Here is a 26,012-nt window from a genome sequence, read left to right as displayed (position 1 = left end):
TTACTCCCTTTGAGGTTATAAATAATAACTAAGCAGTTGCTTTTTGTAACACACGCTCACACGCTCGGCAACGACAGCTCCCGAGTCGCAGAAACAGGCGGCCGGGCCAAGCGAGGATGTGCCGCATGCGGAAGATAGCCCCCAAGATCGCACCGTGCCTGTGGTTTGACGGCGCGGCGGAAGAGGCCGCGCGCTTCTATGCCGGCCTGCTCCCCGACAGCCGGATCGACCGGGTGGTGCGCGCGCCATCGGACAATCCCTCGACCGCTGAAGGCGCGGTGATCCTGGTCGAATTCACGCTGGCCGGCCAGGCCTGGGTCGCGCTCAACGGCGGGCCGGGCAAGCCGCATGGCGATGCGATCTCGTTCCAGATCTATACCGAGGATCAGGCCGAGACCGATAGAATCTGGGACGCGATCGTCGGCCATGGCGGCGCGGAAATCGCCTGCAGCTGGTGCCACGATCGCTGGGGCGTACGCTGGCAGATCGTGCCGCGGCGGATGATGGAACTGCTCTCTGATCCCGATCCCGCGCGCGCCAAGGCGGCCTTCGATGCCATGTCGGCGATGGTGAAGATCGACATCGCCGCGATCGAGGCCGCCGCCGACGCTGCCTGAAAACTGCTTTCCCTTCTGCGACAAGGAGCAACACCCATGACCTATATCGATGGTTTCGTCATTCCCTGCCCCGAGGCCAACCGCGACAGGTTCATCGAGCATGCGCGCCAGGGCGACGCGGTGTTCATGGAGCTGGGCGCGCTGCGCATCGTCGAATGCTGGGGCGATGACGTGCCCGACGGCCACACCACCGATTTTCGCCGTGCGGTGAAGGCGGAAGATGGCGAGGCGGTGCTGTTCAGCTGGATCGAATGGCCCGACAAGGCGACGCGCGATGCCGCGATGGCGAAGATGCAGGAGATGATGACCGATCCGTCCAAGCTCGATCCGCGCATGGACCCGGAAAGGAACCCGATGCCCTTCGACGGCAAGCGGCTGATCTTCGGCGGCTTTGTCCCGGTCGTCGAACTGACCGCCTGAACGGGAGCGCCGATCATGAGCAACCGACAGGGCGAATTCGTCTGGTACGAGCTGATGACCCGCGATGCCGATGGGGCCCAGGCGTTCTACGCCGCGCTGCTCGGCTGGACCTATGGCGATTCGCAGCAGCCCGATCTCGACTATCGCACCATCCGCGCTGGGAACGAGGAGATCGGCGGCATCCTGACGCTGACCCCGGACATGCTTGCGGGCGGCGCGCAGCCTTGCTGGCTGGGCTATGTCGCGGTCGACGATATCGATGCGGCGCTCGCCAGCCTGCGTTCGCTTGGCGGTACCGTGCATATGGGGCCGCGCGACCTGCCCGGTACCGGGCGCCTTGCCATGGTCGCCGATCCGCAGGGTATTCCCTTCTACCTGATGCAGGACCAGTCGGGTCAAACGTCGCGCGCCTATGTCTGCAATGGCGGCAAGCCCGGCCATTGCGCGTGGAACGAGCTCAGCACCACCGATCAGGCGGGAGCGATGAAATTCTATTCCACGCTGTTCGGCTGGGTGAAGGATGGCGAGATGGATATGGGGCCGATGGGGGCCTACGAATTCCTGCGCCATGGTGAGTTGATCGGCGCGATGATGACCAAGCCCGACGACATGCCCTGGGCGGGCTGGGCGCATTATTTCTATGTCGAGGACATCGATGCCGCCGCGCGCACCATCCCGCTGCGCCAGGGCGAAATCCTGTTCGGCCCGTCCGAGATTCCGGGCGGCGACTATATCATCACCGGGCGCGATCCGCAGGGCGCGACCTTCTCGCTCGTCGGGCCCCGGAAGGCCGCCGTATGACGCTGCAGCTCTTCGCACATCCCTTCTCGTCCTATTGCCAGAAGGTGCTGATTGCGCTGTACGAGAACGCTATCCCGTTCGAGTTCCGCATGCTCGGCCCCGATCAGCCGGAGAACCAGGCCGAATTGCACCGCCTATGGCCGATCGGCAAGTTCCCCGTGCTGCGCGATGGCGATCGGACGGTGATCGAGGCGAGCACGATCATCGAGCATCTGCAGATCGCGCATCCCGGCCCCGCGCCGATGATCCCGGCCGATCCGGTGGCAGCGCTCGAGGTGCGGATGCTCGACCGGATCATCGACAATTACGTGATGAGCCCGCAGCAGAAGACGGTGTTCGATGCGCTCAGGCCCGAAGACCAGCGCGATCCTGCCGGGCTCGCCGATGCCAGGGCGATGCTCGATACCATTTATGGCTGGCTGGACGCGCATATGCAGGGCCGCGTCTGGGCGGCGGGAGACGCCTTCACGCTGGCTGATTGTGGTGCGGCCCCGGCGCTGTTCTACGCCGACTGGTCGCACCCCATTCCCGAGCATTTCACCGCCCTCAAAGGTTATCGCGCCCGGCTGATCGCGCGACCATCCTTTGCCCGCTGCATCGAGGAAGCGCGGCCCTATCGCGGTTTCTTCCCGCTCGGCGCACCCAACCGCGATTGAATGGCAGGAGAAAAGACCATGACCGAAGCCACAGACGAACCCGGTTACCCCCTTCGTGTTACCCGGCACATTGCCGCGCCGCCCGAACGGGTCTGGCAGGTGATGACCGGACAGCTGGAAGATTACTGGTGCCCGCGCCCATGGCGGACCGAGATCGTCGAGATCGACTGGCGGTCGGGCGGGCGGATGGCGACGATCATGCGCGGTCCCGATGGCGAGAGCCATGAAGGCGATGGCGTGCTGCTCGAGGTGACGCAGGGCCAGCGCATCGTCTTCACCGATGCGTTCCGCAAGGGCTGGATTCCGCAAACCGCGTTCATGGTCGGCTGCCTGGAGATCGCGCCCGAGGGCGAGGGCACGCGGTACACCGCCACCACCTGGCACTGGACGAAAGAGGCGTGCGAGCAGCACAGGACCATGGGGTTCGAAACAGGCTGGGCGACCATGGCGGACCAGCTGGCCGAGCTGGCCGAGGCGCGCTAACCAATTTGAGGCGGCTCAAGCAATTGTAGAATATGCATTTTCTTGAGAGCAGGGCGAGCAGGTAAGCCTGGCTTAACGGTCTGCCCTGACCATGTTTCGCAACCCTTCGGCAAACCGGCAGGCGCATCGGTGGAGCATCATCCACCCCCGTCCGATGCCCGCTCATGCCGCTGCCGCGTTTTCTGCCCGCCATTGTCCTGTTCGGTCTCTTGCTGTGCCCCGATCGCATCGAGGCGCGCGAGGTGAGCCTGGGCGGCGCGGCGCTGGCGCTCGACACTACCGCGATCGCCTGGCACGAGGAGCTCAGCTGGACCGAGATTGCGGCCCCGGCGATCGAGGCGCAGGCGAAGCCCGCGCTCGCCACTTTCGGCCCGTTCCGCGTGACCGATCCGCGCAGCGCGGATATGATCGGCGTGGTCGATTCGCGCACGCCGGACCAGTTCGTCGCCATGCTGAAAGCCTTTCCGGGCATCGCGACGTTGCGGATGATCGAATGCCCGGGATCCGACGATGACGAGGCCAATCTGCGCCTTGCGCGGATGGTGCGGCATGCCGGGATCGAAACACTGGTCCCAGCCGGTGGTTCGGTGCGTTCGGGCGCGGTCGAGCTGTTCCTGGCGGGCGTGCGCCGCCGCGCCGATTCGCGCGCAGAGTTCGCGGTTCACAGCTGGCGCGACGATCTGGGACGCGAAGCCGACGATCTGCCCGAGAGCGACCCGGTGCATCGCGAGTATATTGATTTTTACCGTGAAATGGGGATGAGCGACGATAGCGCTCGGCGATTTTACGCACTGACCAATAGCGTATCGTTCGATGATGCGGTTTATCTTGCGCCGTTACAGATGGCGGCCATGGGTTTGCTCGATCTGTTGTAAAGACTTCAAATCCCCCAAAAACTGCGGTGAATTTCCAGATAATTGCGCTGAACGCATGTTGCATTTGCTAAGCAGCTGTGGAATATGGCGATCGCTAGCAGCATGTCTGAAGGGACAATCCTATGAAACTTGCAAAGACCGCACTGGCTGCGCTTGCTCTGACCGCAATGGTCGGCGCTCCGGTTCTGGCACAGGCTGCGACCTCCGCAGCTCGCGCCAGCGCTTCGGGCGAAGAGAGCGACGCAGAAGGCAGCACCGGCATCATCATTGGTGTCGTGGCAGCCGCCGCCGTGATCGGTGGCATCATCGTCATCGCTGATGACGATGAGCCCAACAGCCCCTGATAGCTGCAAGGCAATCAGGTACTGATTCGGGAAAGGGCGGCCAGCGATGGTCGCCCTTTTTCGTTGCGCGGTCATCGCGAGGCGATGCCCTTGACTGAGTCTTGCGCACCGCCATCTTGTCGGGCGACGCCCCTGTCGTCGCGATCCGGCCTGTCGAATCGCGATCGAACCGCGAAAGGCCCGATCCATGACCAACTTCCCCGAAGATTACACCCCGCCCGCCATCTGGACCTGGAACAAGGACAATGGCGGCGCCTTTGCCAATATCAACCGCCCCATCGCCGGCGCGACGCACGACAAGGAGCTTCCGGTCGGCAAGCACCCGCTGCAACTCTATTCGATGGCGACGCCCAATGGCGTGAAGGTGACGGTCATGCTCGAGGAGCTGCTCGCGGCAGGGCATGCCGGCGCGGAATATGATGCCTGGCTGATCGATATCCGCCAGGGCGGCCAGTTCGGCAGCGATTTCGTGGCCATAAACCCCAATAGCAAGATTCCCGCGCTGATGGACCGCAGCGGTGCAGAGCCCGTGCGGCTGTTCGAATCGGGTTCGATCCTGCTGTATCTGGCCGAAAAGTTCGGTGCCTTCCTGCCCACCGATCCGATGAAGCGCACCGAGGCGCTCAACTGGCTGTTCTGGCAGATGGGCAGCGCGCCCTATCTGGGCGGAGGTTTCGGCCATTTCTATGCCTATGCCCCGCTCAAGATCGAATATTGCATCGACCGCTTCACGATGGAGACCAAGCGTCAGCTCGATGTGCTCAACCGGCATCTGGCGGACAACGAATATATGGCGGGCAGCGACTATTCGATCGCCGATATCGCGATCTGGCCGTGGTATGGCGGCGTGGCGACCGGCCAGGTCTATAACGCGGCCGAATTCCTCCAGGCGCACGAATATACGCATCTGCTGCGCTGGGCCGAGCAGATCGGCGAGCGCCCGGCGGTCAAGCGTGGGCGGATCGTCAACCGCGCGTTCGGCGATGACCTGAGCCAGCAACTGCACGAGCGCCACGATGCCAGCGACTTCGAACTGCGCACGCAGGACCAGCTCGCCGCCGCGTCGGCCGAATAATCCGGGTTACAAAAGGTCCGCCGCGAGCAGAACTGCACCCGCCAGCCCCGATATCGGGGCGAGCGCGGGGCGGCGGATCACCTTTTCGGCGCATAGCGCAAAATAGCCGCCATCGCGTGCGGCCGCCTGGGCGACGATCCGGTCGAACAGGCCCGGCGTACCCATTACCCCGCCGCCCAGCACGATCGCATCGGGCGCCAGAGCGGCGCGCAGGCTGTTGCACATTTCGGCGAGATAGCCTGCGATGGCCCCGTGCGCTGCATGATCGGGTGCAAGGTGCGAAAGCGACTGGCCCCATCGCGCGATGATCGCCGGGCCGCTCGCCAGCCCTTCCAGGCAATCGCCATGGAAGGGGCAATGGCCGGGAAATTCGTGGTCGTCCGCCGCGCGGCGCGGGCGCATATGGCCGAGCTCGGGATGGCCCTGGCCGCCGATGATCCGGCCATCGGCGATCACCCCGCCACCGATGCCGGTGCCGATGGTGACATAGACGCTGACCTTGGCATCGCGCGCCGCGCCCAGCCGCGCCTCGGCCAGCGCGGCGGCGTTGACATCGGTATCGAAACCGATCGGAACGCTAAGCGCGCGCGCGATCGTTCCTGCAAAATCGCAATCGCTCCAGCCGGGCTTGGGGGTTGCGAGAATATGCCCCCATTTCGCCGCGTCGCGGTTCCGTTCGAGCGGGCCGAACGAGCCGATGCCGATCGCGGCCAGGCCGGGGTGCCTGCGGAAAAAGGCGATCGTCTCGGCCAGCGTCGTTTCGGGATCGCGCGTCGGGATCTGCACCTGCTCGATGATCGCGTCGGGACCGGTGCCGATGCCCAGCACGAACTTGGTGCCGCCCGCCTCGATCGCGCCGAGCAGCGGAGCCTCAGCCGGCATTGCAGACCGCATGCAGCCGGTCCATCGCGAAGACCTCGACGATTTCCGAGCGATCGGCGTCGAGCGCGAGGCGCACCATCGGCGCGGGCGTGCCACCGAACGTCTCGGCAGCGACCAAGGCAGTGTCCGAAGGCTTGCGCCCCTTGAGGCCCCAATGGTCGATGAAGCTGCATACCAGCAGATCGGACGTGGCGAACCAGCTATAGGTCTGCATCGGCTCCTCGTCCGGATTGGCGATCACCAGCCCGGTGCCGTTGAGCGGCCGCCAGGGGCCGGTCAGCGTTTCGGCGACCATGCCGTAGAAGCCGGTCGGCCCGGTCGGACCATCGGGGTTGAACACCGAGCGTTGCGTGGACCAGAAGGCATAATAGAGCCCCTGATGCGCGATGATCTGCGCGCGCTCAAGCTCGTTGTTGAGCGTATCGGCATGGATGATCGGCGGCAGCAGCTGCCATGCGCCGTTCTCGTCCGCCTTCGCCAGACCCACCGCGCCGTTGAACGCATGATCGGAGGCGGCGAGCGTGCCGGTAAACACCAGATAGCGCGCGTCATCCTTGGGATCGACGAAGAAGGCCGGATCGCGGAACGCCTTGACCGTGCCGGGAGCGCCCTCGTGCTTGTCTGCGGCAAGATAGACCCCGCCATCGGCGACCACGCTTTCGCGGACTGCCGACCAGCCGGTGATGCGGCCATCGGGCTGCAAAGTTCCGGTGGTCTCGGCAAGCCTTTGCTGGAAACCGCCGGGGCGATCCGCATAGCCGGCAGCCGTGAAATAGAGCGTGCACTTGTCACCCTCGAGCACCGCCGAGCCCGACCATTCGCGCTCGAAATCGCCCAGACCTTGCGGAAGCATGTCGCCCAGATCGTGCCAGCCATCGGCGTCGAGGTGCAGCAGCCGGATCTTCGCCTCGAAATGGCGCAGGATCGGGTCGCCCCGGTCGGGCGCGGCGAGCACCATCCACAGGCTGCCGCCGTTCACCTCGGCGAGTCGTCCGTCTGCCTGCTGCAGCGGCCACATGTCCCAGAGCAGCAGGTCGGGCAGGATGCGCCGCGCATCGTCCTCGCCGATCAGCCCCGGCACAGGCAGGGGCTCACCTTCGAGAGCGGCGACATGCGCGGCGGTCCAGGCGGTGGTCATTCTCAGAAGTCGTAGCGCAGCGTGGCCGAGATGGTGCGCCCGTTGATCGAGCGCGCACGCACGATGCCGTTGGCCGGGATCGCGCCCTCTTCTGCCTCGGTAAAGCCGCGCGTGTCGAACAGGTTGTTGGCGTTGAGCGACAGCTGCACCCGGTCGAACGGACGCACCGCGACGAACGCGTTGACCTGGGCGAAGCCGGGCAGCACGAGCAGGTTGTTGTCCTGCGCGAAGCTGTCGGTGGTGCCGACCATGTTCGCACCCAGGGTGAACATGTCCTCTTCATACTGACCGCTCAGCTGATAGATGAAATCGGCCTGGCGGCGCGGTGTGTTGCCGACATTGCCGGGGTTGATGCGGTCGCGGCTGATTTCGGCATCGGTATACGTGCCGCCCGCGCTGAAGGTGAAGCCGCCGGTGCGGTACGAGGCTTCGAGCTCCACACCATAAGCCTTGAACTGACGGTCGAAGGTCTGCTGGGTGGTTGCCTCGAAATTGGTTTCCTCGGTCTCCGCATAGAAGCCGGTGGCATAGAGCGCGAGGCCGCCCGAACGGTATTTCACGCCCGCTTCGGCCTGCTTGACGAAATCGACCGCGATGCCTTCGCTGCGGATGTCGCCGGTGACGAAGTTGACATTGTCGTTGTTGAACAGGATGCGGTCGGCATTGGCTCTGCCGCCCTTGCTGTAGCGCGCGAACAGCGCGAGATCGTTCGACACGCGATAGTTCACGCCGAGCGAGTAGCTGAAATAATTGTAGCTGTAATCGACCAGAGCGGGCGCGTTCAGCGGGATGGTCGCGGTCTGCGCCTCGGCCGGGCTGATCGCGCCGTTGCGGTTGAAATCGAAGCTGGTGATGCCGACGCGGCCGCCGCCCAGATCCGATCCGAAGGTGCGGCCCGAGGCATCGCCGAAATCGTAACGGATGCTGCCGTCGAGCGTCAGCTTGTCGAATTCGAGCGAGAGCGAGGCAAAGGGCGCGTTGGTATCATATTGCAGGTCGTAGCTGCGGCGGCAGCAATTGCCGAAGAAGCTCGCCGAATAGGCCACGGTGCCACCGTCGCTGCGGCGCTGGCCATTGGCGGCGACCACATCGATCAGCGCGGCATTGCCGCCCCCGCGCACCTCGAGCAGGTGCGAGGTCCACAGCCAGTCGGTGTTGATGTCCTGGCGCGACTTGTAGAAGCCGGCGGTCAGCGTCGCATTGCCGCTGCCGATGTCGAAATCGCCGGTGATGCGCAGATCGTTGGTGATGTTGTCGAGGCTGTTGAGCCGGGTGTTGAACAGCACCACGCTCGCCACCAGCGCGTTGCCGGGCACGTTCTGACCGGCCTGCAGGCCATTGGCGAAGACCAGGCGCGATCCGGCGCCAGCAAGCGCGGTGGCGGTATTCGCGGCGGTATCGACAGAGCCCGGTAAGGGCGAGGCGAAACTGCCCGACACGTCGGAGAAGCGGAAGCGGTTGGTCACCGTCCAGCCATCGGCCACCTCGAACTCGCCCTCGAAGCCGAAAGCCTTGACCAGCGGGCGCTGACCGGCGGTAATGTCGAAGCGCTGCGGCTGGTTGGCGCCGTTGAGGCTGAGCGCCGAACGGAAGAAGCGCGAATGCAGGCTGTCGCCGCTGATGTCGAACCCGGGAACGTTGCGATAGTTGGGATTGGCATTGGTGCCAGTCACCTGCACCGGATTGGGCAGATAGGCGACGGCGCGGTCGTCCAGATACTTGCCGTGGAAGCGGATGAAGCCGCCGGTGAACTCCTTGGTGATGTTGATCTTGAACTGGCCGCCGCGATTGCCGTCATAGCCGATGTCGCGCGGGCCTTCGCCCTGGCGGACGAAGCCGCCCATATGGAAATACAGGTCGTCGGCCAGCGCGCCGCCATAATCGAAATCGAAGCGCTTCTCGTCATAGTCGAGGCCGAGCGTCGCCTGGATCGTGCCGCCGTCCTGACCCTTGCCGGTCTTCGAGATCATGTTGATCACGCCGCCGGGCGAGTTGGAGGCGAAGGTCGAGGCCGAACCGCCGCGAATCGCCTCGACCCGCGCGATGTTGAGGTCCGAGCGCAGGAAGATGTCCGAATTGCCGAAGGTGATGTCGCCGAATTCGAGGATCGGCAGACCATCTTCCTGCAGCTGCAGGAACTTGGCACCGCCCGAGGCGATCGGCAGGCCGCGCACCGCGATATTGGCATTGCCTTCGCCGCCCGACGATTCGGAGCGGATGCCCGGGATGTTACGGAAGATTTCCGCCGCGCTGCGCGGCGCGGTGGTGGCGATCTGGTCCGCATCGATCGCGCTCACCGAGACCGAGCTGTCGAGCACATTGGCGCCGCGCGCGACGGCGGTCACGACGATGACGTCGCTTTCGGCGCTGTCATCCTGCGCGGCGGTGTCCTGCGCGAAGGCGGTGGTGGTGAAGAAGAAGCTTGAGGCGGCAAGGGCCGCAGTGGCGCTGGATGCGCGAAGAGCCTTGGAAATCGACATCGTTTCTCTCCTGAACCTGCCGGTTGATCGGCTATGACCATCGAAGCTAGCAAGATAGCAAACGATTGCAAGCAGAATTTGCAATCGTTTGCAAAAAAGCTTGCCAAGCGGTGTGGCCTGGGCATAGCATCAGGCTCAAGGCGCTAGGCAAGACGCCGTTTCCACGACAAGGAGAGGGTGATGACCAGCGCCACGCACGCTTCCGCCGACGATTTCGCCGCGCCGCGCCCCGCGCCGCCACGGCTGTCGCTGCCGCGAATCGTCGAGATGAATCTCGGTTTCTTCGGCCTGCAGTTCAGTTTCGGGCTGCAACAGGCGAACATGACGCCGATCTACACCTTTCTGGGCGCGGATGAGGCGACGATGCCGCTGCTCTGGCTGGCAGGGCCGATGACGGGCCTTCTCATCCAGCCGATCGTCGGTGCCTTGTCCGATCGCACCCGTTCGAAGCTCGGCCGCCGCACGCCCTATTTCCTGATCGGCGCGGTGATCTGTTCGCTCTGCCTGTTCCTGATGCCCTATTCGAGCGCGCTGTGGATGGCCGCAAGCCTGCTCTGGCTGCTCGATGCGGGCAACAACATCACCATGGAGCCCTATCGCGCCTATGTCGCCGACCGGCTCGAGCCTGGGCAGCGGCCCGCAGGGTTTCTGGTGCAGAGCGCGTTCACCGGCCTCGCGCAATGCCTGTCCTATGCCGCGCCCAGCCTGCTCGTCGGCTTCGGCATCAGCCAGAACCTGGTCGATATGAACGGCATTCCGGTGATCGTCCGCATCGCCTTCGTCATCGGCGCTATCCTGTCGATCTCGACGATCGTCTGGTCGGTGCTGCGCGTGCCCGAATTGAAGCTCTCCGAAGCCGAACTCGCCGAGATGGCGGCAAAACCGATGGGGGCAGGCGCGGCGCTCGCCGAGATACGCGATGCGTTCATCGCCATGCCCAGGCCGATGCGCCAGCTCGCCTGGGCGATGCTGTGCCAATGGTATGCGATGTTCGTCTACTGGCAGTTCATTGCGCTGTCGGTCTCGCGCACATTGTTTCCGGCAGGCGAGGGCGCAAAGGCGTCGAGCGCGGACTTCATCTCCGCCTCGCTCACCGCGCAGCAGATGGGCGTCGCTTACAATGCGGTGTCGTTCCTCGGTGCGCTGGCGCTGATCCCGATCGTGCGCAAGTTCGGCGCAAAGCCGGTGCACGCGCTGTGCCTCGTTGCCTCGGGCCTTGCGATGCTGAGCCTGCCGATGCTCGACAATCGCCTTGCGATGTTCGTGCCGATGATCGGCATCGGCTTGGGCTGGGCGGGCATGATGGGCAATACCTATGTGATGCTCGCCAATTGCATCCCGCCCGAACGGATCGGCGTTTATATGGGCATTTTCAACATGTTCATCGTCATCCCCATGCTGATCGAGACCATGACCATGCCGCTGATCTATGCGCCGCTGCTTGGCTCCGATCCGCGCAACGCCATATTGCTGGCGGGCGTGCTGATGCTGTGCGGCGCGCTCGCCACGCTGATGGTCGGGCGGGGGCAGCGCATCGGGGCTTGAACTTGCGCGCAAACAGGCCGATTTAGGCGGTCGAAACAAAAGCGCAGAAAGAAGGCTTCCTTATGTACGATACCGTCCGCGATGCCCTGGTCCCGATTGTCATCGAACAGTCGAATCGCGGGGAGCGCAGCTTTGACATTTTCTCGCGGCTGCTGCGTGAACGGATCGTGTTCGTGACCGGCGAGATCGAGGACAACATGGCCTCGCTTATCGTCGCGCAGCTCTTGTTCCTGGAATCGGAAAATCCGAAAAAGGACATCTTCATGTACATCAACTCGCCGGGCGGCGTGGTGACGGCAGGCATGGCGATCTATGACACCATGCAGTATATCCGTCCGCGCGTCGGCACGGTGTGCATCGGCCAGGCGGCATCAATGGGCAGCTTCCTGCTCGCTGCGGGCGAACCCGGCATGCGCACCGCGCTCGCCAATGCGCGCATCATGGTGCACCAGCCTTCGGGCGGCGCGCGCGGCATGGCATCGGACATCGAGATCCAGGCGCGCGAAATTCTGCGCATTCGCAAGCGGATGAACGACCTGTACGTCAAGTTCACCGGCCGCAAGCTCGAGGAAATCGAGAAGGCGATGGACCGCGACACCTTCCTCGAAGCGGAAGAGGCCAAGGAATTCGGGCTGGTCGATCATGTCATGGACAAGCGTCCCGCTCCGTCGGACGAGGCAGGAAATTAACAAGGATTGCGCCCTATCAGGGGCGCTGCAGGCCCTGGACCATGCAGGATTCGCCGCAACATCCGTCTGCCGGACGGGTGTTGCGTGTTGAATTTCGCATTTTAGGCACTAGGCTGAAACGTTACGTTCCGGGCATAATGCAGCCGGAACAGAAGGAAATGCTATGACCAAGCTGAGCGGTTCCGATTCGAAGAGCACCTTGTATTGCTCTTTCTGCGGAAAATCGCAGCACGAAGTGCGCAAGCTCATCGCCGGACCCACAGTGTTCATCTGCGACGAGTGCGTCGAGCTGTGCAACGACATCATCCGCGAGGAATCCAAGGCGGGTCTCGCCGGCAAGAAGGATGGCGGAGTGCCCACGCCGCAGGAAATCTGCGACGTGCTCAACGATTATGTCATCGGCCAGGACCGCGCCAAGCGCGTGCTCTCGGTGGCGGTGCACAATCACTACAAGCGCCTCAACCATTCGGGCAAGGGCTCGGGCGAGGTCGAACTCGCCAAGTCGAACATCCTGCTCGTCGGTCCTACCGGCTGCGGCAAGACGCTGCTCGCGCAGACGCTCGCCAAGACCTTCGACGTGCCCTTCACCATGGCCGATGCGACGACGCTGACCGAAGCCGGCTATGTCGGCGAGGATGTCGAGAACATCATTCTGAAACTGCTCCAGGCCTCGGACTATAATGTCGAGAAGGCGCAGCGCGGCATCGTCTATATCGACGAGATCGACAAGATCAGCCGCAAGGCCGAGAACCCGTCGATCACGCGTGACGTGTCGGGCGAAGGCGTGCAGCAGGCACTGCTCAAGCTGATGGAAGGCACCACCGCCTCGGTTCCGCCCCAGGGCGGACGCAAGCATCCGCAGCAGGAATTCCTGCAGGTCGACACGACCAACATCCTGTTCATCTGCGGCGGCGCGTTCGCGGGTCTGGAAAAGATCATCGGCGACCGTTTGCAGGGCAAGTCGATCGGCTTCGGCGCGCATGTCGCCGCGCCCGAGGAGCGCAAGACCGGCGAACTGCTGCGCCAGGGCGAGCCCGAGGATCTGCTGAAATTCGGCCTGATCCCCGAATTCGTCGGGCGTCTGCCGGTCATCGCGACGCTCGAGGACCTTGACGTCACCGCGCTGGTGAAGATCCTCAAGGAACCCAAGAACGCGCTGATCAAGCAGTATCAGAAGCTGTTCGAGCTCGAGGATGTCGAGCTCAGCTTCACCGACGACGCGCTCGAGGCGATCGCCAAGAAGGCCATTGAACGCAAGACCGGCGCGCGCGGCCTGCGCTCGATCGTCGAGGCGATGCTGCTCGACACCATGTTCGAGCTGCCCGGCATGAAGGGCGTGGCCGAGATCGTGGTCGACCGCGAGGTGGTCGAAGGCCGCAAGGACCCGGTCCAGGTGTTTGCCGCCAAGGACAAGGTTGGCGCAGGCGACGCGGCCTGATCGCATCGTTCCGGCAAACCGGAAAATCTAAGCTTATCAAGGGGACGCAGGCCATCGGCCTTGCGTCCCCTTTTCGAATCCACCCGACTCGTCGCCAGATCGGGGCAAATGTGACAGTGCGCCCCGCTGCAACGATCGTCAGCGTGTCATTTATGCCGCAGTTGCGAATAAAACGTCATGACGGCGCCAACGGCAACATGCCGCCGCGCCGCTGACACACGCCATATCCAAGCAATTAATATAGTTATTTCAATGACCTAACGCAGCTGCGAACGATTCCTGCCAAACCTGTCATATCGTGACTTAAAACTGTAATATTTCTTTCACATTCATTTCGCTTTTCTGTCCTTAGCGCCGCCTAGTGCGCCGCTCATCTCTTGATTTTTGAGAGCGCTTTCATCGCCGCCAGTGTCCCAAGGGTGGCAAGAAACGGGGAAAGACACATGCAGATTCGCTATTATCTCGCGGCAAGCGCCGCGGCGCTTTCGCTGGCCACCGTCATGGCCGCACCGGCGCATGCGCAGGAAACGACTTCGTCGATCCGTGGTTCCGTCACCGGAGACGGCGCGCCGCTGGCGGGCGCCGAAGTCAAGATCATCCACACGCCCTCGGGCACGACCGCAACCACCACAACCGACAGCGACGGCAATTTCAGCGCCGTCGGCCTGCGTCTCGGCGGTCCGTTCACCGTCGAAGTCAACGCGTCGGGCTTTGAACAGTCGTCGGTCACCGACATTTTCCTCCAGGCCGGCCAGCCCTTCCGCGTTCCGGTCGAGCTGCAGTCGCAGGCCGTGATCGTCGTGACCGCCTCGTCGGTCGCCAATGTCACCCCGCTCGAATCGGGTGCAGGCACGGTGCTGAGCGCGCGCGACATCGCAGGCGTCTCGAACGTCAACCGCGACATCCGCAACCTCGCCGCACGCGACCCGCGCGTGAACCTCGACCCCACCAATGGCGGGGCAATCTCGATCGCGGGACAGAACAACCGTTTCAACCGCTTCACCGTCGATGGCGTTGCCTTCGGCGATCCCTTCGGTCTCGAAGCGGGCGGCCTGGTTTCGACCCGTGGCCCGGTTCCGCTCGATGCGATCGGCGAATTCTCGGTCGAAGTCGCCCCCGTCGATATCCAGCAGGGCTTTTTCCAGGGCGGCGCGCTCAACGCACAGCTCAAGTCGGGTAGCAACAGCTTCTCGGGCCTGGCCGGTTTCTATTACGGCGATGACAGCCTGCGCGGTGATACCGCCCGCGGCGTGACCCGCACCGGTGCCTATGAATCGAAGATCTACACCGCTCAGCTGGCGGGCCCGATCATCAAGGACAAGCTGTTCTTCGCCGTGACCTATGAGCGGCTGCGGGACATCATTCCTGCCCCGATCCTGCCTGGTGCGCTCGGTATTACCGATGCCCAGCTCAGCAACATCAGCGCGATCGCCCAGAGCGCCTATAATTTCGACACCCAGGGCATTGGCGGCAACATTCCCGAAAAGGACGACAAGCTCGTCGCCAAGGTCGACTGGAACATCGCCGATGGCCACCGCGCGACTTTCACCTATATCTACAACAAGGGCAACGTGACCGCAGGCCAGACCGGCATCGGTGCGTTGACTGCGACTAACCCGACCTTCTCGTACCTGTCGAACAACTATAACCAGGGTGCGACCAACCATTTCGGCATCGTTCAGTTCAACGACCAGTGGACCGACAGTTTCTCGACCCAGCTGCGCGTGTCCTATGCCGATTATCTGCGCATTCAGCAGCCTTTTGGCGCAGCGTCCTTTGGTGAGTTCCGCACCTGTCTCGACCCGACCTCGCCTGCGCCGATCACTGGCCAGACCGTGGCTGCGGCAGCGCTCGCCTGTACTGTTGGCCAGCGTCAGCTCACCTTCGGCCCGGACATCAGCCGTCAGGCAAACGAACTCGACGCACAGTCGCTGAATATCGAGTTCCAGGCTACACTGCAGCTCAACAACCACACGCTCAAGCTGATCGCCGAGCGCCGGACCCAGGATATCCGCAACCTGTTCGCCCAGCGCGTCTCGGGTGCCTGGTATTTCGACTCGATCGCCGGTCTTCAGGCGCGCCAGGCGAACGAGTTGAACTTCTCGGCACCGCTGCGTGGTGGTATCGAGACGGTCGCGGCCAATTTCGAGAATAACAGCTGGACCTTCGGTCTGCAGGATACCGTGGACGTCACCGACACGCTGGTGGTGACTGCTGGCTTCCGCTGGGACCTGTTCGACACGCCCGATCGTCCGTTCGTCAACAACGACTTCTTCAACCGCTACGGCTTCACCAACGCCCAGACCCTCAATGGTCGCCAGCTGTTCCAGCCGCGCTTCGGCCTGAACTGGAAGCCCACCGATCGCCTGACCTTCCGTGGTTCGGCGGGTCTGTTCGGTGGCGGCAACCCGAACGTCTGGATCTCGAACAGTTATTCGAACCCCGGTCCGACGCTGGGCAACGTCCAGGTCCGTCGCGTTCCCGGCGTGAACGGTGCTCCTGATACGTTCACCGTCTCGGGCATCGCCGGGCTGTCGGCAGCGCAGCAGAACGCGATTGGCGCAGCTACGCTGAACAACGTTTCGGGAGGCACCGGCATTCCGCAGGCGCTGATTGACGCGATCCGCACCACCGGCACCGCGCAGGCACCGACCAACGCGCTCGATCCGAACTACAAGATCCCGTCGCAGTGGCGCGTTTCGGGTACGCTCGAATATAACGCAAATCTCGGCTTCCTCGGTGACGACTGGCAGTTCGGCGTCGATGTCATCTGGTCGAAGGTCAAGGACGCTCTGACTTGGACCGATCTGCGCTCGGTGGCGACCGGCGTGCTCCCCGATGGCCGCCCGCGCTACAGTGCGCTGCCTGGCCAGGGCACGACCACCAATACCGATATCCTGCTGACCAACGACGGTCGTGGTTACAGCTGGAACGTGGTGGCGCGGGTCGACAAGCGTTGGGACAACGGTTTCCGTCTGGGCGCTTCGTACACCTATCAGCGTGCCAAGGACACCAACTCGGGCACCTCGTCGGTGGCGTTCTCCAACTACACCAACGCGGCCGTCATTGATCCCAATTTCGCAGCTTATGGCATTTCCAACTACCAGCGTGATGACGCCTTCCGCATCGTGATGGGTTATGATGCCAAGCTGTTCGGGGACAACACGACCCGGTTCGAGCTGTTCTTCAACTCGCAGTCTGGTCAGCGTTACAGCTACACCTTTGCCGACCAGGCATCGGGCAACCTGCGTTCGGCGGTCTTCGGTGTCACCGGCACCAACAACCGCTACCTGATGTATGTGCCCAATGTCTCGTCGCGTACGGCTGATCCGCTGGTAACCTATGCAGCGAACTTCGACTTTGCCGGCTTCCAGAACTTCGTGCAGAATTCCGAACTGAACAAGTATCAGGGCCGCATCGCGCCGAAGAACATCGGGAAGTCGCCGCGCTACAACAAGCTGGACCTCTCGCTGCGTCAGGAAGTTCCGTTCTTCCTGGGCACCAAGGTCGAACTGCTGGCGGACGTCGAGAATGTGCTCAATCTGCTCGACTCCGATTGGGGTACCATCCGTCAGGTCGGTTTCCCCTATTACGGAACGCTGGCCAACGTGACCTGCGTTGCGCAGGGCACCAACACCTGCGCTCAGTATCAGTTCGCCAACCGCACCGGCACGACCTTCCAGGCTCCGGCCGAGGCGGTCGACCTGCGCGGTTCGCTCTGGGCGGTGCGCTTCGGGGTTCGCCTCACTTTCTAATATTCCCCTCGGGGAGAGGATCGGGGGCGCGGTGGGTAACCATCGCGCCCTTTTTCCTGAGCGGAACCCCGCGGAAGCGCAGGCATGAAAAAGCCCCCTGATCCGACGCTGGATCAGGGGGCTTTTCATTGACCGTTACGAAGGCGGATCAGCCCTTGAGATCGGGCGGCAGTGCTTCCTGTTTCAGCATCGCCACCGCCTCGTCGAGCGAGAGGAACTGCTGCTGCTGTTCGCCCAGGCGGCGCAGCGCGACGGTGCGCTTCTCCGCCTCCTGCTTGCCGACGACCAGGATGTTGGGCACGCGGCCCACCGAATGCTCGCGCACCTTGTAGTTGATCTTCTCGTTGCGCAGATCCTCCTCGACACGGATGCCCGCCGCCTGGAGCTCCGCCACCACCTCGCGCGCATAATCGTCGGCATCCGACACGATCGTCGCGACCACCGCCTGGACCGGCGCGAGCCATAGCGGGAACTTGCCCGCATAATGCTCGATCAGGATGCCGATGAAGCGCTCATAGCTGCCCAGGATCGCGCGGTGCAGCATGATCGGGCGGTGGCGGTTGCCGTCCTCGGCGACATAGCTGGCATCGAGCCGCTCGGGCAGCACGGTATCGGTCTGGATCGTGCCGACCTGCCAGGTGCGGCCGATCGCGTCGGTCAGGTGGAACTCCAGCTTGGGCGCATAGAACGCGCCTTCGCCAGGCAGCTCCTCCCAGCCCCATTCGGGCGTGTTGCGCCCGGTCGCCGCGACCGCATCGCGCATCGACTGTTCGGACCAGTCCCACATTGCGTCCGAGCCGAAACGCTTTTCGGGGCGCAGCGCGAGCTTGATGGCATAATCGCCAAAGCCCAGATCCTTGTAGACCACGTCGAGCAGGTCGCAGAAGCGGCTGATCTCGTCGACCAGCTGGTCCTCGCGGCAGAAGATATGCGCATCGTCCTGCGTGAACTGGCGCACGCGCATCAGGCCGTGCAGCGCGCCATGCGGCTCGTTGCGGTGGCAGCAGCCCATTTCGGCGAGGCGCAAGGGCAGGTCGCGATAGCTCTTGATGCCCTGGCGGAAGATGAGCACATGCGCGGGGCAGTTCATCGGCTTGAGCGCCATCCAGGCGGCGTCGTTCGACACCACCGGGCCTTCGTCCTCGGTATTGGGTACTTCGTCGGGGATGACGAACATGTTCTCGCGATACTTGCCCCAATGGCCGGACTGCTCCCACTGGCGCGCGTCCATGACCTGCGGGGTCTTCACTTCCAGATAACCGGCGGCATCGAGCCGGCGGCGCATATAGGCCTCGAGCGCGCGATAGATCACGAAGCCGCGCGGGTGCCAGAACACGCTCCCATGCGCCTCCTGCTGCAGGTGGAACAGGTCCATTTCCTGCCCGATCTTGCGATGGTCGCGCTTGGCCGCCTCTTCCAGCCGCAGCAGATGCGCGTCGAGCTGCTTCTTGTTGAGCCAGCCGGTACCGTAGATGCGCGACAATTGCGGGTTGCGCTGGTCGCCGCGCCAGTAAGCGCCCGATACGCGCGTCAGCTTGAACGCTTGCGGGTCGAGCTTGCCGGTCGAGGCGAGATGCGGGCCGCGGCACATGTCCATCCAGTCCTCACCCGACCAGTAGACGCTGATTTCCTCGCCCTGAGGCAGCTCGGCGGCCCATTCGGCCTTGAAGGTTTCGCCCTGCTCGCGCCAGCGCGCGATCAGCGCATCGCGGTCCCAGACCTCGCGGCGCAGCGGCTTGTTCGCGGCGATGATGCGGCGCATCTCGGCCTCGATTCCCGGCAGGTCCTCGTCGGTAAAGGGCCGGTCCTTGGGCGCGAAATCGTAATAGAAGCCGTCATCGGTCGACGGGCCGAAGGTGATCTGCGTGCCCGGAAACAGGTTCTGAACGGCTTCTGCCAGCACATGCGCGAAATCGTGCCGGGCGAGCTCGAGCGCATCGGCCTCGTCCTTCGCGGTTACCAGGGCCAGCGTCGCATCGCCGGTGAACGGCCGGGTGATATCGCGCAGTTCGCCATCGACGCGCGCGGCGATCGCCGCCTTGGCAAGGCCGGGGCCGATCGCGGCGGCGACATCGGCAGGGGTGGACCCTTGCGGCATCTCGCGCACCGAACCATCGGGCAGGCTGATCTTCAAAAGCTGGGACATGGCCGTGTTTCCTGTTGTTCCGCCCATTTGTTCCGCAGCGCCATGGCACAAAGCGCCGCGCCCCAAAAGGGGTTACGCGCCTGTTTGATCTGCCGGAAAGTGCGGGAGGAGCCGACGCCGCGCCACCCGCTCCGGGGTGGCAGGCCGCGTGCCCTTCAGCCCACGCAGCCCCGCCCCCGGTCGCCCGGAGTGCTGGTGGTGCTAGTGAGGGTGCGGTTGCTCGCCATGCGCGCGGTATAGCGGCTAAGGGTGAAGGAGTCACTACAGGCGATGGGGCGCTATCCGCAAAGCCCTCCCCCTTGATGGGGGAGGGTTTGGGTGGGGGTGATGGCGCCGGATCAAGCATGCATCGCGAAGCCGCGCCCAGTCGCACGATCACCCTCACCGCTGCGACTAGCCAGCAAGCTGGCAAGTCTCGCTACCTCTCCCATCAAGGGAGAGGCGTAACGTGGTTACCTGCCATCGAGAGAGGAAAACAGGGTGACAACCACCCCAATCAAAATATCAAGGACTCTTGACATCAGGCGCGCCAAATGACAAACACCCTTTACATCGAATCAAGGGAGCTTGACCCATGAATGCCTATCTCCTCGCGCTCTGCTGGGCCCTGCCGATGCTCGGTCTTGCCATATTGAACGTCTATGGTCTGGTATCCGACGACGCGATGAAAGTGATGCTGGCGATCACGCCCGCACTTGCCGTCGTCTCGATCAACAACGCCCGTTGCTGCGCCAATTCCGAGGCAGTCGACTGATGCGCGCCAAGGATCATCCGGCGATGCGGCGTTATGTCCGTCGTTTCGTGCCGATCACCTTTGCCTATGTCGCGAGCATCGCGCTGGCGACCTTCATCGTGGTGGACAATGCGCCCGCAAACGGGCTCACCATCGGCATGGCACTGCTGCCGGGGCTTGCCGTGCTCGGCTGGCTCTGGGCGATGGCGCGGCTGCTCGTCGAGCTCGACGACGAATATCTGCGCATGCTCGAGGTGCGCAAGATGCTGGTCGCCACCGGGCTCACGCTCGCGATCACCAGCGTCTGGGGCATATTGGAGCTCTATTCGCCCGAAATTCCGAACATGCCGGTGTTCTTTGTCTTCCCGATGTGGTGCCTCGGGTTGGCGATCGGCCAGCTCGTCAACCGCTTCGGCTTTGGCGATGCAGGGGATTGCGGATGAAGAACCGCCTCAAGGTGCTGCGCGCCGAGCGCGACTGGACGCAGGGCGATCTGGCCGATGCGCTCGGCATCTCGCGCCAGAGCGTCAATGCGATCGAAACCGGCAAATACGACCCCTCGCTCCCGCTCGCCTTCCGCATCGCCGACCTGTTCGGCGTCCCGATCGAGGCGATCTTCATGCGCGATTGAATGGCTCTTCAAAGCCCTCCCCCTTGACTGAGGGGGAGGGTTGGGTGGGGGTGAGGGTGCGGGATGATGCCGGGGTGCCAGAACGCACGATCACCCTCACCGCTGCGACTAGCCAGCAAGCTGGCAAGTCTCGCCGCCTCTCCCATCAAGGGAGAGGCGGATGCGGTGCGGCTGGCCAGATCGGCGATGCTCGGCTAAGCCGCAGCGCATGACCAACAGCCTCTCGTTTCTCGACCGCGCCGATCGGCCGCGCCTTGTCTATTCGTTCCGCCGCGCCGCGCCCGAGCGCGCGGATGCCCCCACCCTCGTCTTCCTGCCCGGCTATGCCAGCGACATGACCGGCACCAAGGCGCTGGCGCTCGATGCTTGGGCGGGAGCGCAGGGCCTGGCGATGCTGCGCTTCGATTATGCCGGGTGCGGGGCGAGCAGCGGGGCGTTCGAGGACCAGGCGCTGGCCGATTGGCGCGATGACGTGCTCGCGCTGATCGATACGGTGGTGAGCGGGCCGGTGCTGCTGATCGGATCGTCGATGGGCGGCTGGCTGGCGCTGCTGGTCGCGCTGGCCCGGCCGCAGCGCGTCGCGGGAATCGTCGGCATCGCCGCCGCACCCGATTTCACCATGTGGGGTTTCTCCCAGGAAGAGAAGATGACGATCCTCACCGAAGGGCGGCTTGAGCGGGTCAGCGAATACGGGCCCGAGCCGATGGTGACCACGCGCAAGTTCTGGCAATCGGGCGAGGGCAACCGCGTGCTGATTGGAGAGATCGCCTATGATGGCCCGGTGCGGCTGATCCAGGGGCAGAACGACGCCGACGTGCCGTGGCAATATGCGCTGGAAACGGCCAAGCAGCTGCGATCGGCCGACGTGCAACTGCTGCTGATCAAGGATGGCGACCACCGCTTGTCGCGCGATGGCGACATCGCGCTGCTGCTGCAGACGGTGGGGAATTTGCTGGCCGATATTGCCCGCAACTAACCCGTCACCCCCGCGAAGGCGGGGGTCCCGCTTTTGCACATCGGTTGGTGAAGAAGCGGGATTCCCGCGTTCGCGGGAATGACGATCAGACCAGGGGAGTCTCGCGCACGATCGGCCTTGGGCGATGGTTCTCATCCAGCGCGACGAATGTGAACAGCCCGCTGGTCACGCGCACCTCCTTCGCATCGCGTCCGCGCGTGGCGATCACGTCGAGCCGGATCGCGATCGAGGTGCGGCCCACCCGCTCGACCTCGCCATAGATCGAGATGATGTCGCGCAGCAGGATCGGCGCGAGGAACTGCATCGTCTCGATCGCAACGGTGGCGCACGGCCCCTGCACCTCGCGCCCGGCGACGATGCCGCCTGCGATATCCATCTGCGCCAGCACCCAGCCGCCGAAGATATGGCCGTTCGAATTGATGTCGGCAGGCGCGGGCACCACGCGCAGCACGGGTTCGCGTCCCGCGGTCAGCGATCCGGTCGGTTCGGACATGAAAAAGACCCCCTCAAGGCGCGTCTGGATCGAGCGCGTCGTCTATCGATTCGTCATGGCCGGTGCCGCTGGAAAGGAACACCAGCCCCATCAGCGCCGCCGTCAGCAGCATGGTAAAGCCGATGCCGAGCGCTGCGGCAATATAGAGATGGATCGAGACCAGCCCGTGCAGCAGGAACAGGGTGCCCAGGATCAGTCCGATCGCCAGCGTGGTCACCGCCGTCATCCAGCCCATCACCCGCCAGTATCGGCCCCAGGCGAAACGGGCATAGGCAGGGTCATCGAGATTCGAATAGCGCGGCATGGGCAGGGATATAGGTGCTCGCGGCTTTTCTTTCCAAGCATTTCGTGGGACGATGCTTCTGCCTTGAGTCGCTCTGGCGGCGCTCATGTTTCGGCGCTGCCTCCCCAGAAGGCGACCGGGCCGTGCCCAAGGAGAGCGCCTGCCATGACGATTGCCCATATCCTTTCCGGCCGCGACGGAACCGTCCACCAGTGCGCGTGCAGCGCCACGGTGCGCGATGCCGCCAACCTGCTCGCGGAAAAACGCATCGGCGCGCTGCCCATCGTGCGCGACGGCGAGGTGGTGGGCATCTTTTCCGAACGTGACCTGGTCTACAAGCTGCACGCCCACGGGCCCGAAGTGCTTGACCAGCCGGTCGAGGCGGCGATGACCGCGCCGGCGATCACGGTCACGCCCGATACCCAGGTCATGTCCGCGCTGTCGCTGATGACCCGGCGGCGCATCCGCCACCTGCCGGTGGTGGAGGGGACGACGCTGATCGGCTTTGTGTCGATCGGCGATCTGGTCAAGTATCGCATCGACAAGATCGAAAGCGAGGCGGCGGCGCTCAGGGATTATATCCAGAGCGTTTGAACCGGGGGATTGGGTCCCGACGTCCCTCGACTTCGCTCGGGAACTCGGAAAAGGTCGTTCAAAGGCGAGACGCACCCCCCTCCGTTTTGTCCCGAGCGAAGTCGAGGGACGTGTGCGCAACCCTCGCTGCGTAAGCCTATCGCATCAGTCCGCCGAGCAGGTTGCGCGCGAAGCGGCCGAGGCCCGGAAAGCCGAACGCCTTGCCGATCTCGGTGGCGACCTCGCCCGCGGCCGCGCTGGCCGCCGACGCGACCGGGCGCGCGCTGCTCTTCTTGCCGCGCAGCGCGCCTGCGATCACCGCGCCTGCCGATGCCGCCGCAGCGCCTGCTGCGGCATTGCCCGCCTTGGCCCAGACCGAGGTGGTCTTGCGCGGCTGCTTGGCCACCTCTTCCTTGCCTTTCGCCTCGACCTCCTCGGCCACGGCAGCGGCATCGGCAGCCTTTTGCGCCAGCACCTCCATCGCCGATTCGCGCTCCACGCGCGTGTCGTACTTGCCGTCATGCGGCGAGACCGACTGGATGATCGCGCGCTCCTTGGGGCTGAGCGGCCCCAGCCGCGAGCGCGGCGGCTTGATCAGCGTGCGCTGGGTGATCGAGGGCGATCCGTCCTCCAGCAGCGTCGAGACCAAAGCCTCGCCGACCTTGAGCTCGGTGATCGCGGTGGCGACATCGAGATCGGGGTTGATGCGGAAGGTATCGGCGGCGGCGCGGATCGCCTTCTGGTCGCGCGGGGTGAAGGCGCGCAGCGCGTGCTGCACCCGGTTGCCGAGCTGGCCTGCGACCTTTTCGGGAATGTCGATCGGGTTCTGCGTGACGAAATAGACGCCCACGCCCTTGGAGCGGATCAGGCGCACGACCTGCTCGATCTTCTCTTCCAGCGCTTCCGGCACGTCATCGAACAGCAGATGCGCCTCGTCGAAGAAGAAGACGAGCCTGGGCTTTTCGGGGTCGCCCACTTCCGGAAGCGTCTCGAACAGTTCGGACAGCAGCCACAGCAGGAAGGTGGCGTAGAGCTTGGGGCTCTGCATCAGCTTGTCGGCGGCGAGCACGTTGATATAGCCCCGGCCCTGCTCGTCGCAGCGCAGGAAATCGTCGATCTCGAGCGCAGGTTCGCCGAAGAATTGCGCCGCACCCTGGCTTTCGAGCTGGAGCAACTGCCGCTGGATCGTGCCGACGCTCGCCTTGGTGACATTGCCGAAGCGCGCGGACAGCTCGGCGGCGTTCTCGGCGGTATAGGCGAGCACCGATTGCAGATCGGCGAGGTCGAGCAGCAGCAGCCCCTGTTCGTCGGCAAAGCGGAAGGCGATGTTGAGCACGCCTTCCTGCGTGTCGTTGAGGCCCATGAGCCGCGCGAGCAGCAGCGGCCCCATTTCGCTGATCGTGGTACGAATGGGATGGCCCTGCTCGCCATACAGGTCCCAGAACACGGCGGGATTGTCCGAATAGGCAAAACCTTCGAGCCCTATCTCGGCCGCGCGCGCGACGAGTTTTTCGTGCGCCTTGTGGGTCGGCGAGCCAGGTATGGCGATTCCGGCGAGGTCGCCCTTCACATCGGCGACGAAGACGGGGACGCCCTCGGCAGAGAAGCTCTCGGCAATGCCCTGCAGCGTGACGGTCTTGCCGGTGCCGGTCGCCCCCGCGATCATCCCGTGCCGGTTGGCGCGCGACAGGATGAGCATCTGCTTCTCGCCGCCGCCCAGGCCTAGAAAGATGTCGGACATGGCAAAGGCTCCCCGTGCAGATGATGTTGCGAATGATATGCCGCGCGAACGGGGGCAAGTCGAGGGTGGGGGTGTGTAAAAGCCTGCTCTCTCCCCTTCAGGGGAGAGATGCGGAGGCTTATCAGCTTGCTGATTAGCCGAAGCTGAGAGGGGCCTGAGTCGCGCATGCCCCTCTCCCAACCCTCTCCCCTAAAGGGGAGAGGGCTTCAAAGGTTACACCCACCCCCCCAATTCCCGCCGCACCAGCGTCTCGAGCATGTCCATGCCTTCCTCGCTCGCATTGAGGCACGGCAGGTAGGCGAATTTCTCGCCGCCCGCGTGCTCGAACTGCTCGCGGCCCTGGATCGCCAGTTCCTCGAGCGTCTCGAGGCAATCGACGGAGAAACCGGGCGCGACGATGGCGATGCGCTTGACGCCCTTCCTGCCCAGCGCCTCGAGCGTCGCGTCGGTCGCGGGCTCGAGCCATTTGGCGCGGCCGAAGCGCGACTGGAACGACACGATCAGGTTGCGCCCCATCGCCTCGCTCAACAGGCGCGCGGTCTTGCGGCACTGGCAGTGATAGGGATCGCCCAGATGCAGCGTGCGCAGCGGCATGCCGTGAAAGCTGGTGACGATCTCCTCGGGCTCGAAATCGAGCGAGGCGATGGCATGCTCGATATTGCGCTTGAGCGCTTCGATATGCGCGGGGTCGTCATGATAGGCGGGCAGCGTGCGGATCGCGGGCTGCCAGCGCATCGCCTGCAGCACCTCGAACGCCTTGTCATTGGCGGTGCCCGTCGTCGCGCCCGAATATTGCGGATAGAGCGGCGCGAGCAGGATGCGGTCGCAGCCCGCCTGCTTCATCGCGGTGAGGCGCGATTCGATCGACGGCTGGCCATAGCGCATCGCGAGATCGACCAGCACGCCGTCGCCCAGCCGCTGCTGCAGCGCCTCGGTCTGGCGGCGCGAATAGACCATCAGCGGCGATCCGTGATCGGTCCACACCTCGGCATAGGCGGCGGCGGATTTCTGCGGCCGGGTGTTGAGGATGACGCCGCGCAGCAGCGGCTGCCAGACGATCGCCGGGATCTCGACCACGCGCTTGTCGGACAGGAATTCGCCCAGATAATCGCGCACCGCCTTGGTCGTCGGCGCGGCGGGCGTGCCCAGGTTGATCAGCAGCACGCCGACCTTCGGCTTCAGGATCGGCGGATGCTCGGGCGGCGGGGCCATGCCCGAACGGGAGATTTCAGCTTCGC

Annotated in this window: 25 protein-coding genes; 17 read left to right on the top strand and 8 right to left on the bottom strand. The window is 64.0% G+C overall.

What is annotated here, in order from left to right; genetic code table 11:
* Positions 1-125: 125 nt before the first annotated feature.
* From AX725_RS18245 to yghU, 8 genes are all read left to right on the top strand, one after another.
* A complete protein-coding gene (locus AX725_RS18245; protein ID WP_060977394.1) occupies positions 126-617 on the top strand; it encodes a VOC family protein in 492 nt (163 codons plus the stop codon).
* 36 nt (positions 618-653) lie between these two features.
* Positions 654-1,037: a DUF1428 domain-containing protein gene (locus AX725_RS18240; RefSeq protein WP_060977393.1), complete on the top strand. Its 384-nt coding sequence runs from the start codon at positions 654-656 to the stop codon at positions 1,035-1,037.
* A 15-nt stretch (positions 1,038-1,052) separates the two neighbouring features.
* Positions 1,053-1,838 (top strand): VOC family protein, encoded by a 786-nt coding sequence (locus tag AX725_RS18235; protein WP_060977392.1) that lies wholly within the window; start codon positions 1,053-1,055, stop codon positions 1,836-1,838.
* Entirely contained in the window at positions 1,835-2,494 is a 660-nt protein-coding gene (locus AX725_RS18230) for a glutathione S-transferase family protein (protein ID WP_060977391.1), read from the top strand. The genes AX725_RS18235 and AX725_RS18230 overlap by 4 nt, the downstream gene beginning before the upstream one ends.
* 18 nt (positions 2,495-2,512) lie before the next feature.
* Positions 2,513-2,977, top strand: coding sequence for an SRPBCC domain-containing protein (locus AX725_RS18225; protein WP_060977442.1), 465 nt, complete (start codon positions 2,513-2,515; stop codon positions 2,975-2,977).
* A 164-nt stretch (positions 2,978-3,141) separates the two neighbouring features.
* Positions 3,142-3,852: a hypothetical protein gene (locus tag AX725_RS18220; protein WP_060977390.1), complete on the top strand. Its 711-nt coding sequence runs from the start codon at positions 3,142-3,144 to the stop codon at positions 3,850-3,852.
* 122 nt (positions 3,853-3,974) lie between these two features.
* Entirely contained in the window at positions 3,975-4,196 is a 222-nt protein-coding gene (locus AX725_RS18215) for a hypothetical protein (RefSeq protein WP_060977389.1), read from the top strand.
* A gap of 187 nt (positions 4,197-4,383) precedes the next feature.
* Positions 4,384-5,271, top strand: a complete 888-nt coding sequence (yghU, locus tag AX725_RS18210; protein WP_060977388.1) for a glutathione-dependent disulfide-bond oxidoreductase — start codon at positions 4,384-4,386, stop codon at positions 5,269-5,271.
* A 6-nt stretch (positions 5,272-5,277) separates the two neighbouring features.
* Here the strand turns inward: yghU and AX725_RS18205 are convergent, their stop codons facing one another.
* The 3 genes from AX725_RS18205 to AX725_RS18195 are packed head-to-tail and all read right to left on the bottom strand — an operon-like array spanning position 5,278 to position 9,771.
* Positions 5,278-6,153, bottom strand: a complete 876-nt coding sequence (locus tag AX725_RS18205; RefSeq protein ID WP_060977387.1) for an ROK family protein — start codon at positions 6,151-6,153, stop codon at positions 5,278-5,280.
* On the bottom strand, positions 6,143-7,291 hold the full coding sequence (locus tag AX725_RS18200) for a glycoside hydrolase family 68 protein (RefSeq protein WP_060977386.1): 1,149 nt from the start codon (positions 7,289-7,291) through the stop codon (positions 6,143-6,145). Before AX725_RS18200 ends, AX725_RS18205 begins: the two co-directional genes overlap by 11 nt.
* Before the next feature lie 2 nt (positions 7,292-7,293).
* On the bottom strand, positions 7,294-9,771 hold the full coding sequence (locus tag AX725_RS18195; RefSeq protein WP_066114623.1) for a TonB-dependent receptor: 2,478 nt from the start codon (positions 9,769-9,771) through the stop codon (positions 7,294-7,296).
* A 180-nt stretch (positions 9,772-9,951) separates the two neighbouring features.
* Here AX725_RS18195 and AX725_RS18190 point away from each other — a divergent pair, with 180 nt between their 5' ends.
* The 4 genes from AX725_RS18190 (at position 9,952) to AX725_RS18175 (ending at position 17,198) form a co-directional block, all read left to right on the top strand.
* Positions 9,952-11,316 carry an MFS transporter gene (locus tag AX725_RS18190; protein ID WP_060977384.1) on the top strand — a complete coding sequence of 455 codons (1,365 nt, stop codon included), beginning with the start codon at positions 9,952-9,954 and terminating at the stop codon, positions 11,314-11,316.
* 62 nt (positions 11,317-11,378) lie between these two features.
* Entirely contained in the window at positions 11,379-12,005 is a 627-nt protein-coding gene (gene clpP / locus AX725_RS18185) for an ATP-dependent Clp endopeptidase proteolytic subunit ClpP (RefSeq protein WP_060977383.1), read from the top strand.
* A 163-nt stretch (positions 12,006-12,168) separates the two neighbouring features.
* Complete coding sequence (clpX, locus tag AX725_RS18180; protein ID WP_023838127.1) at positions 12,169-13,443, top strand: ATP-dependent Clp protease ATP-binding subunit ClpX; 1,275 nt, start codon at positions 12,169-12,171, stop codon at positions 13,441-13,443.
* A gap of 443 nt (positions 13,444-13,886) precedes the next feature.
* Entirely contained in the window at positions 13,887-17,198 is a 3,312-nt protein-coding gene (locus AX725_RS18175; protein WP_060977382.1) for a TonB-dependent receptor, read from the top strand.
* Positions 17,199-17,346: 148 nt separating this feature from the next.
* Here AX725_RS18175 and thrS read toward each other — a convergent pair whose 3' ends face one another.
* Positions 17,347-19,344 carry a threonine--tRNA ligase gene (gene thrS / locus AX725_RS18170; RefSeq protein ID WP_060977441.1) on the bottom strand — a complete coding sequence of 666 codons (1,998 nt, stop codon included), beginning with the start codon at positions 19,342-19,344 and terminating at the stop codon, positions 17,347-17,349.
* 574 nt (positions 19,345-19,918) lie between these two features.
* Here thrS and AX725_RS18165 point away from each other — a divergent pair.
* The 4 genes from AX725_RS18165 (at position 19,919) to AX725_RS18150 (ending at position 21,684) form a co-directional block, all read left to right on the top strand.
* A complete protein-coding gene (locus tag AX725_RS18165) occupies positions 19,919-20,098 on the top strand; it encodes a hypothetical protein (RefSeq protein ID WP_060978616.1) in 180 nt (59 codons plus the stop codon).
* On the top strand, positions 20,098-20,520 hold the full coding sequence (locus AX725_RS18160) for a hypothetical protein (protein ID WP_060978615.1): 423 nt from the start codon (positions 20,098-20,100) through the stop codon (positions 20,518-20,520). The genes AX725_RS18165 and AX725_RS18160 overlap by 1 nt, the downstream gene beginning before the upstream one ends.
* Positions 20,517-20,708, top strand: coding sequence for a helix-turn-helix transcriptional regulator (locus AX725_RS18155; RefSeq protein ID WP_060978614.1), 192 nt, complete (start codon positions 20,517-20,519; stop codon positions 20,706-20,708). The genes AX725_RS18160 and AX725_RS18155 overlap by 4 nt, the downstream gene beginning before the upstream one ends.
* A gap of 208 nt (positions 20,709-20,916) precedes the next feature.
* Entirely contained in the window at positions 20,917-21,684 is a 768-nt protein-coding gene (locus AX725_RS18150) for an alpha/beta hydrolase (RefSeq protein ID WP_060976909.1), read from the top strand.
* An 85-nt stretch (positions 21,685-21,769) separates the two neighbouring features.
* On the opposite strand, the gene AX725_RS18145 is transcribed toward AX725_RS18150, so the two are convergent.
* Both AX725_RS18145 and AX725_RS18140 read right to left on the bottom strand, forming a co-directional pair.
* Positions 21,770-22,177 (bottom strand): acyl-CoA thioesterase, encoded by a 408-nt coding sequence (locus AX725_RS18145; protein WP_060976908.1) that lies wholly within the window; start codon positions 22,175-22,177, stop codon positions 21,770-21,772.
* A gap of 13 nt (positions 22,178-22,190) precedes the next feature.
* Positions 22,191-22,481, bottom strand: a complete 291-nt coding sequence (locus AX725_RS18140) for a hypothetical protein (protein WP_060976907.1) — start codon at positions 22,479-22,481, stop codon at positions 22,191-22,193.
* A gap of 144 nt (positions 22,482-22,625) precedes the next feature.
* On the opposite strand from AX725_RS18140, the gene AX725_RS18135 reads away from it, so the two are divergent.
* Positions 22,626-23,054, top strand: a complete 429-nt coding sequence (locus tag AX725_RS18135; RefSeq protein ID WP_060976906.1) for a CBS domain-containing protein — start codon at positions 22,626-22,628, stop codon at positions 23,052-23,054.
* 136 nt (positions 23,055-23,190) lie between these two features.
* Here the strand turns inward: AX725_RS18135 and AX725_RS18130 are convergent, their stop codons facing one another.
* Together AX725_RS18130 and hemH are read right to left on the bottom strand one after the other, a co-directional pair.
* Positions 23,191-24,774: a helicase HerA-like domain-containing protein gene (locus AX725_RS18130; protein WP_066115100.1), complete on the bottom strand. Its 1,584-nt coding sequence runs from the start codon at positions 24,772-24,774 to the stop codon at positions 23,191-23,193.
* Between the two features lie 213 nt (positions 24,775-24,987).
* On the bottom strand, positions 24,988-25,986 hold the full coding sequence (gene hemH / locus AX725_RS18125; protein WP_060977612.1) for a ferrochelatase: 999 nt from the start codon (positions 25,984-25,986) through the stop codon (positions 24,988-24,990).
* Positions 25,987-26,012: the final 26 nt, after the last annotated feature.

The organism is Blastomonas sp. CCH9-A1, from assembly GCF_001557175.1.
Lineage (GTDB): Bacteria > Pseudomonadota > Alphaproteobacteria > Sphingomonadales > Sphingomonadaceae > Blastomonas > Blastomonas delafieldii_A.
Note: the sequence above shows the minus strand (reverse complement) of the source record. Positions and strands in the feature narration are given on the sequence as shown.